This window comes from Pseudoalteromonas sp. KAN5, from assembly GCF_022846535.1.
Taxonomy (GTDB): domain Bacteria; phylum Pseudomonadota; class Gammaproteobacteria; order Enterobacterales; family Alteromonadaceae; genus Pseudoalteromonas; species Pseudoalteromonas haloplanktis.
Genome location: NZ_AP025589.1, coordinates 926,273 through 942,724, shown reverse-complemented (window position 1 = coordinate 942,724; position 16,452 = coordinate 926,273). Strand labels below are relative to the sequence as shown.

Here is a 16,452-nt window from a genome sequence, read left to right as displayed (position 1 = left end):
CAAGGTTAAAAAACAAACAATTAAGGTTGAGAGAGTAAGTTCCTAAAAAGAGTAATCCTACAGCCTCAACGCCCTGTTAATGGGCGGATTAAGCTTGGCTAAACTTAGCGAAGAATGAGCGCCAGCCAAGCAGTAAGGCGTCCATTTTAAACAGTTTGTTAGGTGACGTTTAAATATCTTCTATGGAAGCAATCCCCAGCTTTTCACTGACTAGACCATCAAGTACTAGGTAGTTGCTTAAACCCCACGTTCCAATTAATCCTATAGGATTTGGAATTTCATCACCATTTGGATCAAGGTACTTTTTAAAAGGTACATCAAAATAGCAATACTTTGTAGACAGCTTGATTAGAGGTTTGTTGGCAACAATTGGCATATACCCGCGCGAGAAGCCTAGGCGATTAATGAATAAAGGTGCAAACATCAACTCATTAAAATCCTCTTCGTTTATTCTTTCAGGCGCATTAGTTACGAAGTCGAATACGTTAACTTTTATGCAGTTTTCAAAGCCACCTGAACTTGCAGTTAGTGAAACGATCTGACCAAATATATACGTACAACCAGAATATTTGAGCCTAAATATATCACCAATTTTTAGCTTTTTTCGATAAGGCTTTTGCACTTCCATGTTGGTTTGAGGTAATGCCATTTAGTCACCTAACGCTTCAATCAGCCGACGCGTTAGCGGTCGGCTGGATTGACTTGTTAGCCTTTTTCTCTATCAATATCGATGAAGTACCTATGTTTTTGTATTCATAGATGGCTTTTGCTCTTTTCACTAGTCTCTTATCCTCAGACAAGATTGCAGAGCAATATGCCCCCATTCCAATATGACCAGCATCACTTCTCACATTGTGGATTTTACTAATTTTTCGGCACTTCTTTTCCGCTTGGAACCCCAAAATATCCATAATTGCATTGCATCCAACTATACCAAGATAGATAGGCCACGACTTATAACCTTGCTTATCAATAGGATCAAATCCAAAAAACTGATCGCAGCTCATACCTGATCCTTCCATTGTTGGCGATATTATCTCCCAAATTTGGGCAATCTGATGTTCTCCTGAGACTCCACCAATAGTGCCTTTTTCATCACCAAATGCAGCTCTAGTCTTTTTAATGTCATTTCCGTTCGAAATCATATCGTCAACCATCGAATCAAATTCTGGTTTGATGGAGCTGATTTTGTTAGTCATTTCTGTTGTGTCATATGGTAAATCAGATGTTAGTTGTAAAACTTGGTCCGCTAAATTATCTGAAAGTTCTTTTAAGGAACCCTCATCTCCACCGCCGTTAACCCACACTTGAAATGGATCAAATATGGTTTCATCGAATTCTACGTCGTCTATTGCTTTAATATAGTTCTGATAATTCTCAAATGGAGTAAGGTCTTCGATCAATCTTGCTTCACCGGTAATTTTCAAGCTTTCATCAAGTACAAGATCCAACATTATTGCACCAATCTCATTTAGCACATCTAAATATTTTTCTGGGTCATCAGCTCGCTTGATTTCCGCAAAATGTTCCTTCGAATAAACCCATTTCATGTCATCTCTTTTGCTAAGATTTATATGTCCTAACAACTGGAGGCCAATAATATTTTGATCAATGTAGACTAAGGGAATGCTCATAAATATCCAGGAGGCTAACGCCTCAATAATGGGCGCATAAATGCTTAGCTAAAATTAGCGACGAAGGAGCGCAAGCCAAGCGTTTTGCGTCCTTTTGATTGACTTGTTAAGAGGCGACTTGCTCGCTACCTGAAGCCAACTCATCCACTTGGTATACTTTAATGAAATATTTGAACTCCAATGGTGAAAGAAGGTGCTCTAAATAAGACCTCATTTTTTCAGGTTCATCATCAGTAGCAACTGCAAAAATAAGCGAAAACTCCTTTTTCTCTGCATCGTTTAATGTTTGGTAAAAACCTCTAAAGCGATCTACAAGAGCAACTTGTCCTGAACGGTTGAAAGTATTTCTATTCATCCGTTTTACTTCAATAACCGTCATATTACCGCCATTGCGCGCAACGCCATCAAACATAAATCTATAGTTATCGCCTTGAATCTTCATATCTCTTTCAATATTAAGGCCAAGCTCAGACTGAAGTTTATTCATTAGTATATCTTCAAGTAAGCGTCCTTCTCGCATTCGCTGTCGATTTATACTTCTCATTATTTCGCTGTGCTGTTTCCTTTCTTCCTTGGTGCTTATTTTTCCCATACTTAACCTGATTTCGGAGTCAGAAATAACGTTTCTAGCCTCGTCTAGGTTAAGTACGTTCTTATCACTTTCATTATTACTTGATGTTTCTTCAGCTTCATCTTCACTAGTTAGTTCATCAGACATTTTCATGAATATTTCAGATGTTGTTGCTTTTTGCATATTAACGAAATGCTCTTCGTCCTTAAAATCAGAAGGAGCATAAAGTACTTTGTAGTTCCAGTTTAATGTAATGAAAAAAAGTACAACTAGAGTTGAAGGAAACAACATAAGAAACCAGATAAAAAGTTCTTGGTTATTTGGATCTATATGTGGGAGCACAATCGTGCCGCTAATTTCTGCAATCCCAGCAAAAATAGCTATTACAGACAAAGGATTTTTAACCGCCCCTATTTTATTTTGCATATTAAAACTTCCAGTTTATACAAGACGTCTTAGCCTCTTAACGAGCCTGTAGAATAACTCGTTTTAATTTATTTTTATTGATGCATTAACCATAGCCGAGTTCCCATTTTGATTCAATTAGTTACTTCGATTTTACGTAAAATATAAAAAGAGGGTTTGCTGTTGCTTTAATTGGCGTTTTGGAAGGTATGACAGGTGCTTGAGTCGCTATATTTCGGCTTAAAAAGGCTCCCCTTTTTTAATGTAGCCTGTTTTGCAGCTTTTCTATATTATGAACTAAGCAATACAGTTGCCATTGGGCATTCACTTTCGTTTGTCCGCGCAAGGTCAGTTTATTCATGCCTTTATTGACTGTAATATTCCCGAACACCGGCTCTATACACCCGAGTCTTTTGCTGTACTGCCGTCGTCCCATTGGGCTGTCTATTTTGACCTTCATTTTGTCGATATAGCTGAGTTTTTTACGTGATTCATCATTTTTAAACTGTACTTGCCGTCCTGTTTTTATAGGTGGATTTCGCATGCATTGCTGTTGTAGTGGGCATACTTTGCAATCTTTTAAGTAACCGCAGAATCGCGTGTATAGCTGGTTGTGGCTTTTTACATTGATACCACTTCGCCACATCTCATTGCCTGCGGGACAGCGGCAGGTTTGGGCTGCTTCATCATAATGAAAGTCCTCCGAGGTAAATAAGCGTGGCTTGCCTTTACTGCGTTTTAATCGGCGCTTTTCTTGCTCTGTTCCGTAGGTTTCGCTGTCTTTAAATAACGGATTTCGTTTTCTAAATTGGTTATCAGCAATGTAGGTATCAAAGCCACTTTGCGCCATGAATTCTAGATTCGCTTCGCTGTTAAACCCACTGTCTGCAGTGAACTTAATTGTGTGTTCGTCTGTGATTTTATCGGTGTTTAATTTATCAAGTTGTCGTTTTAATTGCTCAACGGCTGGCTGTAGTGTTTGCTGTTCACCCACTGAGCCCCACGCTTGTGCTTGCAATATAATTTGGTGCTTGTCGTCATTTATCGCAATGCCATTGTAGCCTTGGATTGTGCCTTTTGAGGTGGTCATTTTCGCGCTATCGGGGTCGGTGATATTACTTTTAACAGGCTTGTGCATATTCTCCCTAGCTTTGATCACCCAATGGCATTAACTTTGATCGCTTATTCTCATTAAGCTTTGATCACGAAAATTACTTGATAATGATCACTTTTGTGTTCTTAATAATTTTGCCGATCAAAGCTTAATGCCACTCGTTACCGAGTTCACGTTTTATCATTTTTGTAGGTATGTTAAACCGTTATCTAAATCGTTTGATGAGGATAACAATCATGTCAACAAGACCTATATCTATGAGTAAATTACAGGCTATTTTACGGCTGAAATATTCAGCTAAATTATCCCATCGAGAGATTGCCAGAAGCTTAAATATCTCCCCTGGTACCGTCGCTAATTACGTTAAAAAAGCCAATGAGTTAGGCTTAAACCAATGGCCGTTACCTGAAGATAAGCAACACGGTGCTTTTCTTAATACAAAAATCAGGGACTTCTCAACCCGTCAAAAAAGATACCCAACACCTGATTGGCTCGCTATCAACAGGGATTTAAAGCAGCATAAACATTTAACGTTGCAGTTAGTATTCGATGAATTACTTGAGAAAATCGGTGAGCCTTATTACAGCTACAGCCACTTCTGCCGCGCCTACCGGGAATGGTTGGGAAAACAACGGTTATCGATGCGTCAACATCATAAAGGTGGTGAAAAGCTGTTTGTGGATTATTGTGGCCCCACATTGACCATCACATGCCCTACAACGCAGAAGACACGGACTGCTCAAGTGTTTGTTGCCGTACTCGGCGCATCAAATTATACCTATGCTGAAGCAACGTATAGCCAACAACTTGAAGATTGGGTGATGAGTCATGCCCGTTGCTTTGCGTTTTTAGGCGGTGTACCAGCGCTTGTTATTCCCGATAATCTCAGAAGTGCTGTCAGTAAACCCTGTCGCTACGAGCCAGATTTAAACCCCACGTATCATCAATTAGCTGAGTATTTTAACGTCGCTGTCATACCTGCTAGACCTTATAAACCCAAAGATAAATCGAAGGCTGAAGTCGGTGTACAAATTGTTGAGCGTTGGATCATGGCACGTCTGCGTAACCAAACCTTCTACAGCTTAGCGCACCTAAATCAAGAAATAGCAAAGCTACTTGATGTAATGAACAATAAGGTTATGAAGCAATATCAACAGTCACGTAAACAGCTATTTGATAGGGTGGATAAAAGCGCATTAAAGCCATTGCCAGAAAAGCCCTATCACTATACACAAATTAAAACGGTGCGAGTACACATTGATTATCATGTTGAAATAGAAAAACATTATTACAGTGTGCCGTATCAATGGGTTAAGAAACAATTACGCGCACATATAACCAATCAGCTAGTACAGCTTTATCATGACGATACCTTAATCGCACAGCATCCGCGCTCACACCGTTTAGGTGGGCATACAACACAGTCTCATCATATGCCTCTGGCGCATCAAAAACAGCATGAGCAGTCACCGATAAATTTACGCTCATGGGCATTAAGTATCGGGGAGTATACCCACCAAGTTATTGAGTTACAGCTCAGTGGACGGCGTCACCCCGAGCATGCTTATCGCGCCTGTTTAGGGGTGTTGAGTTTAGCTAAAATCTATTCAAAAGAGCGGCTTGAGCAAGCGTGTTATCGCGCAATCGTGATGAATACGACCACACTCAAATCAATAAAGCAGATGCTGAAGAAAGGGTTGGATCAACAACCGTTACCCACACAGCAAACAGAGCCAGAAAAGCCAATTACACACAGCAACATACGTGGTACAGATTATTACCATTAAGGAATGAAAACATGATAGATACCATTAACCAGCAACTTCAACTACTCAAGTTATCGGGTATAAAGCAAGCACTCAAGCAGCAGCTTGAACAGCCAAATCTATATCAAGAACAAAGCTTTATAGAGCGCATCAGTTTATTGCTAACACATGAAATTGACTCGCGTGAGCAAAGAAAAATCGACCGACTCGTACGCCACGCTAAATTCCGCTTACCGGCTCAGTTAAATCAACTGATTTACTCGCCGACACGCAATATAGAAAAAGCACAGATACGTAACTTAAGCCAAAATAGCTGGCTGAACTTACACCAAAATATCTTAATCACTGGCGCAACAGGCTGTGGAAAAACCTACCTCGCATGTGCATTAGGGCATGAACACTGTTTGCAAGGAAAAAGTGTTTACTATATTCGATTGAAAGAACTACTTGAAAGCCTGTTTCTAGCACAAGCAGATGGCAGTTACCGGAAATTACTGGCGAAGCTAATAAAGTATGATCTACTGATTTTAGACGACTGGGGTCTTGAACCACTGAGTGCGCAACAACGAGGTGACTTACTCGAATTAATCGATGCGCGGTATGGATATAAATCACACATAATTATAAGCCAGCTCCCGCAGGAAAACTGGCATGAGATGATAGGAGAATCAACTCACGCTGACGCCATTTTAGATAGGCTAATTCATGGTTCGATTAAGTTGAACTTAAAAGGAGAATCGATACGAAAACAACTAAATAAATTGACTGATGATGATCAGTTAAGCTAATTTAAAAATGGCTCTACAAAATGATAAATCAGGTGATCAAAGCTGATGAGAATCGGTGATCAAAGTCATGAGAATACGCAGGCTTGCCTTTACTGCCTGTTTTTTCTTCGTGGGTCGCTAAGAATTCAGTTATTTTAGCTGCACTTTTATCTAGTTTCTCTTTTTGCTTTAAGTCCTGTTCAATGAACTCCTCGCCCAGCCCATCTTGTGATTGGTGACGCTCAATAATACGTTTGCTTGCGCGTTCTAACTTGGCTTTTTTGCGGCCTAGCTCATCGAATGTCCCGCTCCATTCTTTGCTCGCATTCGACTTTAACTTACAGCCATCAATGGCAAACATATTGCAGCCTATCAAACCTTCTTCATCGCATATCATCAATACTTGCGTAAATAGTGGTTCAATCTGTTCATGCATTTTGGCCACGAAACTTGCTATTGATGTGTAATGCGGCTGAATATCCCCCGACACACTCATAAACAAAATATTATTCTCACACGCCTTCGCAATTCGACGACTGCTGATCAAACCATGTGCATAGCCGAGTAAAATAATTTTTAGCATCACTGAAGGCGGATACGCAGCAGCACCTGTTTTGTCGTTGTTATACCACGCGTCAAAACCCGACAAATCGAGTTTATTTTCGACAATATAACAAAGGGCATATTCAAATGTACCTGGCAATATTTGCTCAGCGAAATTGATGGGAATGAATTTATTTTGGCAGGATAAGTCAGGCTTGTAGTTGGCCATAACAATTTACCGTGGGTGAATAATACCTATTAGATCACAGCGAATAGGTAGATTCAAGGTTAAAAAGCAATCAATTAGAAATAGTAGAGTGCGCTGCTAAAAAGGGTAATTCTACAGCCTCAACGCCTTAATAAACGGCGGAAAATAGCAGGCTAAACTAAGCGAAGAATGAGCGCAAGCCTGCTGTTTTACGTCCACTGTTTAATTAACTTGTTAGGTGTTTAGTCACTAAAACTATACAAATTACTCTTTTTTATTAGAGGTTTAAGCGATTCAACTGTACCATTATTTTTATGATAAAGGATATATGTGTAATCCCAAGTTTCAGCTAAAACTGCATTTAAAGAAGGAATAATAATAGTCGTGAAGTTCATTTGCCCTCTATCCATATCTTCTGCGTAAGTGGGCAAATATTTATCTAGGTCTTCAAGTTTATTAATGGTCTCGTTTTCTAAATTAACAGCGTACATTTCATATTCTGAATGTAGTAACCTAACTAATTGATTAAACCTTTCCCATTCAGCTTCTGATACTTCATCTAGTTTGTAACACTCATCTCGACCTAGCCAGCCACTCCATAAGGAAATGAACTCCTGAGAAAACTCTTTCTTTACATCCAAATCATCAAAATACTCAGAGATCACAGAAACACCTAACGCTTTACTAAGCGGCTAAGGACACGTTTGCTATACTGCGCGAAGCGCGAGCAAACTGTACGTGTCCGATTAAGTAACTTGTTATATGCAGCGCTAGTTACACCAAACACTGCACGTAATTAAGTCACCTGTTATATAAAAACCTGACCGTGAATTTTTGAGCTACACACCACAGCCAGAACAAATTAATAGTGTTGCCACCTTTGAAAAAGGTATAAAAGGCAACGCTTATTAATGCAAACACCCAACCGAGTTTAGCGAAAAACACACCGTAAATTCTTTTGCTCTAAAAAAATTACTAAGAGCATATAACAGCTTATAGAACGTCACTTTGGGGGGTTATGACACCCCAAAACGGCGTATATTACATGGCTTAATAATTCCACTAAACAACTCCAATGTAAACAGACAATTACGTATGTTATAAAATTATCGCTGCTAAAATACACCAAAACGACTTTTAATAATGTTATTGGACAAAATACAAATTACTGTCTATACACACAGTACCACTTGGAAAGTTGAAAATTATTTATGAAATCTCTTTTTCTAAGCATGATTAAAGATCATATGTATAGCAAGCGGTATGCAAAGAGTACTATTGAAGCTTACCTGTTTTGGATAGCTGCCTATATCCGTTTTAATAATATGCAGCACCCAAGCTCTATGGGAGACACTCAAGTAGAATTGTATTTAAACCATCTAGTAAACTCGCAAAATGTAGCGCAAGGCACACAAGCACAGGCATTGAATGCGCTAAGTTTCTTATATAAAGAAATAATTAAGTGTCCCCTCTCATTATCATTAAACTTTGTAAAAAGTGAACGCCAAAGAAAATTACCCGTTGTGCTGACACAAACAGAAGTTCAATACGCGATATAAAATCGCTGCTACATGACTTGATAACGCATTGATATTTTAAATTTCCATAAAAAAACCACGGCTATAAACCGTGGCTTTTGAGCGCTAAGTATTACTGATTAAACAAACTTACTTTAGTGCTTTTTCAACCACTGGGTAGTGATCCCATACGTGTTTATCGCTTAAAGAGCGTACCAGTTTAACGTATTCTGCATGTGTCCACGCAAGTGGTGTGGCGGAGTTAGTGCCCTCGCCTAATTGATAGCCTGCTTTGTTATTGCCTACGCCATCCCATACTTGCTCAGGTAGCATCATGCCTTCGTTAGCAAACTGCTCTAATCCTTTCACATAAGTGTTTTTAATAGATTGTTGCTTGTCTGCGTTTAACGATTGCGTGGCATTAGCTGCGGCTATTTCATAATGGCCGCGCTCACCTGTGAAAAACGGCCAAACACGGCCGCGTTGGCCTGGGGTGTTTTGCCCGCCTTCGGCGTAGTTTGTGCCAGTTACTTCATCTTCGCCGTAACCGTCGTTACCATAACGGCGGTAGCCTGGGAATGAGCCGCTGCCATCGCTAAACTGATAGCTGTACTTAACTTGTAAGTTATCGGCTAAGGTTTCATCGTCATACTCAGGTAAGGTTTTTACAATGCTTGGAGCAAGTGCATCGCGCACACCGTAGCGTACTAACTCTAAAAAGCCACCGTCTAAAATTTGCTTTTTATTAAAGCCTTCGCGACCATTATTGGCATTAATTTTAGTGTTTGAATTGGCGTATTTATCTTGGCCGATACGAATAAAATACTCACCGTCTGAATTGCTTGATTCTAAATTGCCTGCGGTGGTGAACATCATGCTTTCAATGTCGCTATTGTATTTTTTAGCGGTTTCAAGATAGCGTTTAGCGTTTTGGTCATCACCTGCAAGTTTTGCAATATCAGCAGCAGTAATAAGGCCAGCGACAACAGCAGCGGTTGTTGAAGGTGAATAACCTTCTTGCTCTTCCCAGCGCTCTTGTTGTGTGGCTGGCGGCGTGATTTGCATGTCGTTCCACAAGATTTTTGCACGGCCACCGTCAACTAAAAAGTCAGCAGCGGGTTTTAACATACGGCCGTACCAATCAGTTAGCTCTGCATCTGTTAATACATCTGCTTGGTGCAGTTTCCATGCAAGCATAATAGGCATGGCTGTTTGGTCAAGCTGCACACCAACCCACTCTAGCTCACCGTCAACGTGCGTTTTTTGTAAAAACCAGCCAGTATCGCCATTGTTACCCGGTGTTTTGGCGTTTACTTGTACTTTTTCAAGGTATTCGAATGCGGTTTTAGCCGTGGCGGTATCTCCCATTGCCATGAACGCCATGGCTACTTGGTAAAAGTCACGCACCCATACCGCTTTATAGCCAGTTGAACCCGTTTTTGCTGATACCGTTTCGCCCCAAGGATTTGATAACGACGCTATAAGCGCGCCTGCATGGGTTTTATCTTCTTGCGCTTTTAACACCATGGCACTGGTGTAAAGTAGTTTGCCGTTATCAGCTGTTTGCGCAGTCATGGTATTAAGCGGCGCAAGGTTTTGTAAGTAGTCTTGCCAGCCTAATGCCTCACCTTTGCCGTTGTAGTTATCAAGTACATTTTCATAGCCACGAGCTAAACTTGCTTGGCCTTCTTTAAAGCTTGCTTGCTCGTTGTTACCAAAACTTAGGGTTAAATCAAATTGGCTGTTTTTGCCAATCTCACCCAGCTCGGCGAGTAAGCTCACATTACCTGACTGCTCACCGGTATTGGTATATACATTGTTTAGTTGTCGTGAGGTTTTAAGCTCATTTAAGCCATCGCTTTTGCCTGTAAAACCAACACTGGTTTGTTTAAACGGTTTTGCGCCTTGTAGTGATAAGTAACTATCGCCCTGCCAAGCCACTAAACCTTGCTCAGTGGTTTTGGCAAAGTCATCCAGGCCGTTGTTATCAATATATGGGTTAACACTTACATAGGCTTTTACGCCATCAAGCTTGGTATTAAAAATACTGCGAACAAATAAAGTTTGCCCGTCTGGGTCGGTAAATATGTGTTTTTCTAAACTAAAGCGGCCTTGTTTGTCTGTGCTGGTTACTTTGTAAGCCAGTGATAACGGGCGACCTTGCGCATCTTTGTATAAATAATCAATCGTAACATCAAGGTCGTCGGTTTCTGTGACGGTAAAGTCTTTACCGACAACCACAAACTGCATGTCTTTAATTTGCGCTTGGTGAATAAGCCCAAACATGGTTTCGGTGATCATGCCTTTAGCAATCGAAAACCATACTTTGGATACTGTGCCTGTTGCTGCATTATCGCTGTATGCGCCGTTTTGGTATTGCTCAAATGATGTGCCAATACCGGTTTTACCTGAGTATGCCCAAAATGGCTCTGCGCCAGGCGCACCCGGTGCTGATAATTGCGAAGTGACGTGTGTATCCGTTCTTGCTTGTTCAGTGCTGCAAGCTGTTAAGCCCAGCATAAGTAAACTTGTGGTGATGATGTTGTATTTTTTCATTTTTTACCCTTAATTCTTTCTCTTAGTGATTGGTGTGTTTAACACGCAGTACAGCAACAGCCGCCAATACAAATGACACAGCGCCTAGCACTAATGCATAAATAGGTTGATTCTCAAAAAAGTGACGTAAAATGAGGCCAAGTACGCTGGCTGCAAGTAATTGCGGGATCACGATAAAGAAGTTAAAAATCCCCATATATACGCCCATTTTGTGGCTCGGTACTGAGGTACTTAACATGGCGTACGGCAGTGATAAAATAGACGCCCACGCAAAACCAACGCCTATCATTGGCCAAATAAGTAATGTTGGATCTTTGATCACTATAAAGCTAACTAACCCTAGCGCACCTAATATTAAGTTGATGGCATGCGCGAGCTTTAAACCCACACGCTTTACGATGATCGGGATACATAACGCGGCAATTGCAGCAAAACCGTTGTAAGCAGCAAACAAAATACCGACCCAATCAGCGCCGTTGTTGTACGCCGCAGAGCTGGTATCGCTGCTACCGTAATGAAAACTGGTCACCGCTGAGGTGGTGTAAATCCACATTGCAAACAGTGCAAACCAACTAAAGAACTGCACCCATGCGAGTTGTTTCATCGCCTCTGGCATAGTGAATACATCGTTAACGACTTGGTAAAAGCCGCCCGTTGTTGCTTGCTTTGCTTTAAGTACACCCGCAATAAATTGAATAACCCCAAAACTCACTAAGCCACCAGCAAGTAGGTAAAGCTCTTTTTCAAGCTTTAGCCCTGTTACAAGCCCAAGCACAGCTAAACCGAGTACAGTAAAAATAATACCGCCTTTCGTAAAGTTAACTGTATTGGTTATGCTTTGTGGTTCATCAGCGCTGTCTTGCTCGTTAAATTTAGCCAGTTGCTCCGGTGAATATTCTTTAGTGGTTAGAATCGTCCAGCCAACCGCAATTAATAAAATGACTCCGCCAAAGTAAAATGAATACTTCACTGAATCTGGAATTTGCCCCTGTGGTGCGGTATTAGCAATATCAAACCAATTGGTCATCATCCACGGTAATGCTGAGGCCACAACCGCGCCTACCCCAATAAAAAAGCTTTGCATGGCATAGCCCGTTGCTCGCTGTTTTTTCGGCAGGTTATCGCCCACTAAAGCACGAAATGGTTCCATGGTTACGTTGATAGAGGCATCCATGATCCACAGCATGCCTGCCGCTATCCATAATGTAGGAGAGTTGGGCATAATAAACAGCGATAAGGTCGTTAAAATAGCGCCGTATAAAAAGAACGGGCGGCGACGCCCTAGTTTGCCCCAGGTTTTATCGCTCCAATACCCTATGATCGGTTGCACAATTAAGCCTGTTAGCGGTGCCGCCACCCATAAAATAGGAATGTCATCAACGTTTGCACCCAATGTTTGAAATATCCGGCTCACGTTACCGTTTTGCAATGCAAAGCCAAATTGAATACCTAGAAAGCCAAAGCACATATTCCATATTTGCCAAAAGCTTAAATCGGGTTTGTTATCTCTCATTATGTGCTCCAGTGGTTAATACTGCACTGCTAAGCGCATTTAAAGTTAAGCTGATCTGTGCATGTTGTTCGGTAATAGTGATTACTGCTGTTTGGTTTGCTTCCAGTAAATCCAGTAACTTAAACTCGCCACGCTTATTATCAACTAAGGTAGTTATTGGAATTTCAATGGTGACGATTCTTTGTACGCTCGAAAAGTTACTCACAACCCATAATTGTTGCTTGCCAATACTGCGGCTAAACGCAGCAACGTGATCACTCCTTGTAACCGTAAGTGGTTGCATGTCACCGGCTACAATCGCTGGGTGCTTACTTAGTGCCATCACTGATTTGTAATATTCACGCAGTTGGCTTTGCTCAGCAGTTAACGCACCACCGTCAAATTTGCCATTATTCATCCACGCTTGATGCGCTGGCACGCCAATGTAATCAAATATACTGGTGCGAGTCGGTTGACCAAAACCTGCATCTTCAGAGCCGTCTTCACCTACATCTTGGCCAAAGTACAACAGTGTCGGAGCGCGGCTAATAAGGTTTGATACCACCAGCGCTGGTTTACCTTTGTCAGCACTGCCGGCAAAGTCAGGGCTTGCGATACGTTGCTCGTCATGATTTTCTAAAAAGTGCAACATGTGTTGTTCAATGTCTGCAACGGCTTGCTGGGGTGCAAAAATGCTGTTTGCAGCTTGCTTGCCTTGCATAACGCCTTTAAGCGTGTCGTAAAAGCCTACTTTGTCGTAGAGGTAATCCATCTTCCCTTGATGAATATAAGGGCGGTATAAAGTGGGGTTGTATACTTCGGCCAATAAAAATGCATCTGGGTTGTGCATTTTAATCGACGAGTTTAAAAAGCTCCAAAACTCCACGGGCACCATTTCAGCCATATCATAGCGAAAGCCATCTACGCCTTTATCGAGCCAGTACAGTGCAATATCTCTAAATTTGTACCAGCTGTTAGGTAAGTCTTTATCTTGCCAAAACTCAAAATGAGCGCGTAAATCCTTAGTGGCATAATCGCTTGGTAAAGTGGGAAAGTCATAACTGCCGTCTGGTTTTACCCCATAGTTAACTTTAACTGTTTCGTACCAATCGTTTATATCTGGTTTAGCAGCACGTGCGCCGTTCCCCGTCCACTTAGCGGGTGTTTCATCAAATAAGTTATCGGCTAATGGATGCGCGTTACCACCAAGTACTTGATAGCCTTCGCTAGTTGGCACTTGAAACGACTGCCCTGTTACATAATAAAAGTTATTATCGCGAGCATACTCTACGCTGGTGTCATCTTGTTCACCAAAATCTTTTACGCCAGCAGGTTTTGCGGTTGACTTATAATGACGTGCAACATGATTTGGCACGATATCAATAACCACTTTCATACCATGTTGATGGGTGCGCTCTATTAACGCTGAAAACTCTTCTAATCGACGTTCAGGATTAATTGCTAAATCTGGGTTTACATCGTAATAGTCTTTAATCGCATAAGGTGAGCCTGCACGCCCTTTTACAACATCAGGATCATCTTGGCTAATTCCATATTGGCTATAATCACCCACCAATGCGTGGTGTAAAACGCCGGTATACCAAATGTGAGTCGTGCCAAGCTCTTTAATGCCTGATAATGCAGCATCATTAAAGTCACTAAATGTGCCCACACCATTTTGCTCTTTTGTGCCCCATGGCACATTGGCTGTTTGGGTATTACCAAACAGACGGGTAAACACTTGGTATACAACTGGCTTTGAATGTTCGCTAAATTGCTGCTTTGCAACTTGTTGCTCGTTTGCTTCAGGCTCAGGCTGCTTTGAGCAAGCAGTTAACAGTACACTGCTGGCCAAAAGCAACGAACCATACTTAAGTGAGCTAATTGTGGTTTTGTTTGTTGTCATAATCTTCTTACTTATCCAGACGGTTTAACAATATGTAATTAAACCGTCATTTTTATTATAGCTATGATACTAATGTGAACTGCCGCTGACTGACAGTATTTGCATACGTATTCACGTTATTCAATAACTAATACTAGGGCGCTCACCGCAGGTAAGGTGAGCGGTTTGGTTAGTTTCACCTTTTGCTTGTTGAATAAGGCGGTCGCACTTTTATGGTTCCCTAGTACTTCACGCATATAATCTAACGACCAGGTTTTAGCTGTGGTATTTTTATTTAAAAATACCAACACAGTTTGTTGTTCGCTAATACGGGCGTAGCTATACACTCCCTGTTTTGGGCTAAAGTGTGTCAGCTTTCCTTTTGCAATCGCTGGGCTATTTTTTCTAAAGTTAAGCAGTGTGGTTATGGTTTGCTGCATATCAACTTGATCGCTATTTAAGCCTTGGCCTGTAAACGCGTTTGTTTTTTGTCCTGCAAAGCCACCGGGAAAATCAATACGTATATCACCATGATCGCTACTGCCGGTGTTATCTAGTAGTACCTCAGTACCATAATACATTTGTGCAATACCCCGCGTGGTAAGCAGCATGGTCATCGCCATTTTGGTTTTTGCTAAGTCTTGTTTAAGCTCAGTATAAACGCGGCTCATATCGTGGTTATCGGCAAACACGAGTAAGTTATCTGGGTTTGGGTATAAAAAATCATTGGCGAGCGATTCATATACTTTGACCCAACCGGTATTCCAGCTTTCGTCTTCATTAAGTGCTTGAATAAGCGACTCTTGCAAAGAAAAATCCATTACACTTGGCAGGCTTGACGTATAGCCATCGTTATTTATTTTTCCAGCTTGCCAATACGAGGCAATTGCTGGGTTTGAGGTCCACTCTTCTCCCACAATATTAAAGTTCGGGTACTCAGCCATAATCGCCTTGGTCCAATCAGCTAAAAACGCTTTGTCTGAATATGAATAAGTATCAACGCGAATACCGCTTAAATCAGCGTATTCAATCCACCAAATGGCATTTTGAATAAGGTAAGTAGCTAATAAAGGCTGGCGCTGATTTAGATCTGGCATGGTTGATACAAACCAGCCATCACTAAACTGGCGCTTATCAAACTCACTGGCATGGGGGTCTTGAATTGTTTGCCGCGCATGACTAGTTGCATGTTTACCATCAGCAAAATCGCCATTAAAGTTTATCCAGTCGGTAGTGGGTTTATCTTTCATCCACTCGTGCTCTGAGCCAAAGTGATTCAGTACTAAATCCATCACTAAGCCGATGCCGTGTTGTTTCGCTTTTGCTGATAACTCGCGGTAAAGCTCGTTCGAGCCCATACGTGGATCTATGTTGTAAAAGTCTGTAATGGCATAACCATGATACGAATAACTTGCCATGTTGTTTTCAAGCGGTGGAGTTAACCATAACTGCGTCACACCTAATTCATCTAGGTATGGCAGCGCATTGATAATACCTTGAATATCACCACCATGACGCCCACCTCGTTCACTTGGGCTTGCAGCCTCTGCCATACCTTGAACCGTATCGTTACTGCTGTCGCCATTGGCAAAACGGTCAGGATTAATGAGGTAAATGGTATCGCCACTATCAAAACCTTGGCGCTCAGCGCTTTGCTTATCACGTGTTAATAGTGGGTATTCAAACTGATCTCCCGCTCTATTTTTAAACAGTAACTTACCCGGCTTGGCATTTGGGCTAATCTCAAGATTTATAAATGCGTAATTTGCGTTATCGGTCTTGGTAATACTTTTTAGCTCAACGCCTGGGTATGATTCCAGATACCATTGTTGTTTAGCAATTTCAGTTTCATGCAGCATGATTTGCAATGAGCTGTTTTGCATTCCCGCCCACCAGTTTTGTGGTGATACAGTCATTGCATTGACTGCTGAAGTTGTGGCTAAACAAGTCGTTAATAACGAGCCTGCTAAAAGTGTGTGAATGAGTTTTTTCAT

Annotated in this window: 12 protein-coding genes and 1 pseudogene; 3 read left to right on the top strand and 10 right to left on the bottom strand. The window is 41.3% G+C overall.

Going from position 1 to position 16,452, the window contains the following annotated elements; translation table 11 throughout:
* Positions 1–169 precede the first annotated feature (169 nt).
* The 4 genes from KAN5_RS04050 to KAN5_RS04035 form a co-directional block, all read right to left on the bottom strand.
* On the bottom strand, positions 170–649 hold the full coding sequence (locus KAN5_RS04050) for an Imm26 family immunity protein (RefSeq protein WP_244390553.1): 480 nt from the start codon (positions 647–649) through the stop codon (positions 170–172).
* A gap of 16 nt (positions 650–665) precedes the next feature.
* Entirely contained in the window at positions 666–1,634 is a 969-nt protein-coding gene (locus KAN5_RS04045) for a hypothetical protein (RefSeq protein WP_244390552.1), read from the bottom strand.
* A gap of 106 nt (positions 1,635–1,740) precedes the next feature.
* Complete coding sequence (locus KAN5_RS04040) at positions 1,741–2,631, bottom strand: hypothetical protein (RefSeq protein ID WP_244390551.1); 891 nt, start codon at positions 2,629–2,631, stop codon at positions 1,741–1,743.
* Between the two features lie 238 nt (positions 2,632–2,869).
* Positions 2,870–3,748 carry a transposase gene (locus tag KAN5_RS04035; RefSeq protein WP_244390550.1) on the bottom strand — a complete coding sequence of 293 codons (879 nt, stop codon included), beginning with the start codon at positions 3,746–3,748 and terminating at the stop codon, positions 2,870–2,872.
* Between the two features lie 212 nt (positions 3,749–3,960).
* Between KAN5_RS04035 and istA the strand changes: the two genes are divergently transcribed.
* Both istA and istB read left to right on the top strand, forming a co-directional pair.
* Positions 3,961–5,511 (top strand): IS21 family transposase, encoded by a 1,551-nt coding sequence (gene istA, locus KAN5_RS04030; RefSeq protein WP_029216306.1) that lies wholly within the window; start codon positions 3,961–3,963, stop codon positions 5,509–5,511.
* 11 nt (positions 5,512–5,522) lie between these two features.
* Positions 5,523–6,278, top strand: a complete 756-nt coding sequence (istB, locus tag KAN5_RS04025; protein ID WP_016710687.1) for an IS21-like element helper ATPase IstB — start codon at positions 5,523–5,525, stop codon at positions 6,276–6,278.
* 28 nt (positions 6,279–6,306) lie between these two features.
* Here the strand turns inward: istB and KAN5_RS04020 are convergent, their stop codons facing one another.
* Positions 6,307–7,029 carry a transposase gene (locus tag KAN5_RS04020; protein WP_244390549.1) on the bottom strand — a complete coding sequence of 241 codons (723 nt, stop codon included), beginning with the start codon at positions 7,027–7,029 and terminating at the stop codon, positions 6,307–6,309.
* 221 nt (positions 7,030–7,250) lie between these two features.
* Entirely contained in the window at positions 7,251–7,673 is a 423-nt protein-coding gene (locus KAN5_RS04015) for a hypothetical protein (protein WP_244390548.1), read from the bottom strand.
* Between the two features lie 546 nt (positions 7,674–8,219).
* Between KAN5_RS04015 and KAN5_RS04010 the strand changes: the two are divergent.
* Positions 8,220–8,552: pseudogene (locus KAN5_RS04010) on the top strand (site-specific integrase); the annotation flags it as partial.
* A gap of 123 nt (positions 8,553–8,675) precedes the next feature.
* Here the strand turns inward: KAN5_RS04010 and KAN5_RS04005 are convergent.
* The 4 genes from KAN5_RS04005 to KAN5_RS03990 all read right to left on the bottom strand — a co-directional run bounded on the left by KAN5_RS04005 (position 8,676) and on the right by KAN5_RS03990 (position 16,452).
* Positions 8,676–11,081 carry a glycoside hydrolase family 15 protein gene (locus tag KAN5_RS04005; protein WP_244390547.1) on the bottom strand — a complete coding sequence of 802 codons (2,406 nt, stop codon included), beginning with the start codon at positions 11,079–11,081 and terminating at the stop codon, positions 8,676–8,678.
* Positions 11,082–11,103: 22 nt separating this feature from the next.
* Complete coding sequence (locus KAN5_RS04000) at positions 11,104–12,594, bottom strand: MFS transporter (protein WP_244390546.1); 1,491 nt, start codon at positions 12,592–12,594, stop codon at positions 11,104–11,106.
* Complete coding sequence (locus tag KAN5_RS03995; protein WP_244390545.1) at positions 12,584–14,479, bottom strand: alpha-amylase family protein; 1,896 nt, start codon at positions 14,477–14,479, stop codon at positions 12,584–12,586. The genes KAN5_RS04000 and KAN5_RS03995 overlap by 11 nt, the downstream gene beginning before the upstream one ends.
* A gap of 116 nt (positions 14,480–14,595) precedes the next feature.
* Positions 14,596–16,452, bottom strand: a complete 1,857-nt coding sequence (locus tag KAN5_RS03990; protein ID WP_244390544.1) for a glycoside hydrolase family 13 protein — start codon at positions 16,450–16,452, stop codon at positions 14,596–14,598.

Bases quoted from the DNA above. Each gene is read 5' to 3' on its own strand.
- KAN5_RS04050 (WP_244390553.1), bottom strand. From the start codon at position 649: ATGGCATTACCTCAAACCAACATGGAAGTGCAAAAGCCTTATCGAAAA.
- KAN5_RS04045 (WP_244390552.1), bottom strand. From the start codon at position 1,634: ATGAGCATTCCCTTAGTCTACATTGATCAAAATATTATTGGCCTCCAG.
- KAN5_RS04040 (WP_244390551.1), bottom strand. From the start codon at position 2,631: ATGCAAAATAAAATAGGGGCGGTTAAAAATCCTTTGTCTGTAATAGCT.
- KAN5_RS04035 (WP_244390550.1), bottom strand. From the start codon at position 3,748: ATGCACAAGCCTGTTAAAAGTAATATCACCGACCCCGATAGCGCGAAA.
- istA (WP_029216306.1), top strand. From the start codon at position 3,961: ATGTCAACAAGACCTATATCTATGAGTAAATTACAGGCTATTTTACGG.
- istB (WP_016710687.1), top strand. From the start codon at position 5,523: ATGATAGATACCATTAACCAGCAACTTCAACTACTCAAGTTATCGGGT.
- KAN5_RS04020 (WP_244390549.1), bottom strand. From the start codon at position 7,029: ATGGCCAACTACAAGCCTGACTTATCCTGCCAAAATAAATTCATTCCC.
- KAN5_RS04005 (WP_244390547.1), bottom strand. From the start codon at position 11,081: ATGAAAAAATACAACATCATCACCACAAGTTTACTTATGCTGGGCTTA.
- KAN5_RS04000 (WP_244390546.1), bottom strand. From the start codon at position 12,594: ATGAGAGATAACAAACCCGATTTAAGCTTTTGGCAAATATGGAATATG.
- KAN5_RS03995 (WP_244390545.1), bottom strand. From the start codon at position 14,479: ATGACAACAAACAAAACCACAATTAGCTCACTTAAGTATGGTTCGTTG.
- KAN5_RS03990 (WP_244390544.1), bottom strand. From the start codon at position 16,452: ATGAAAAAACTCATTCACACACTTTTAGCAGGCTCGTTATTAACGACT.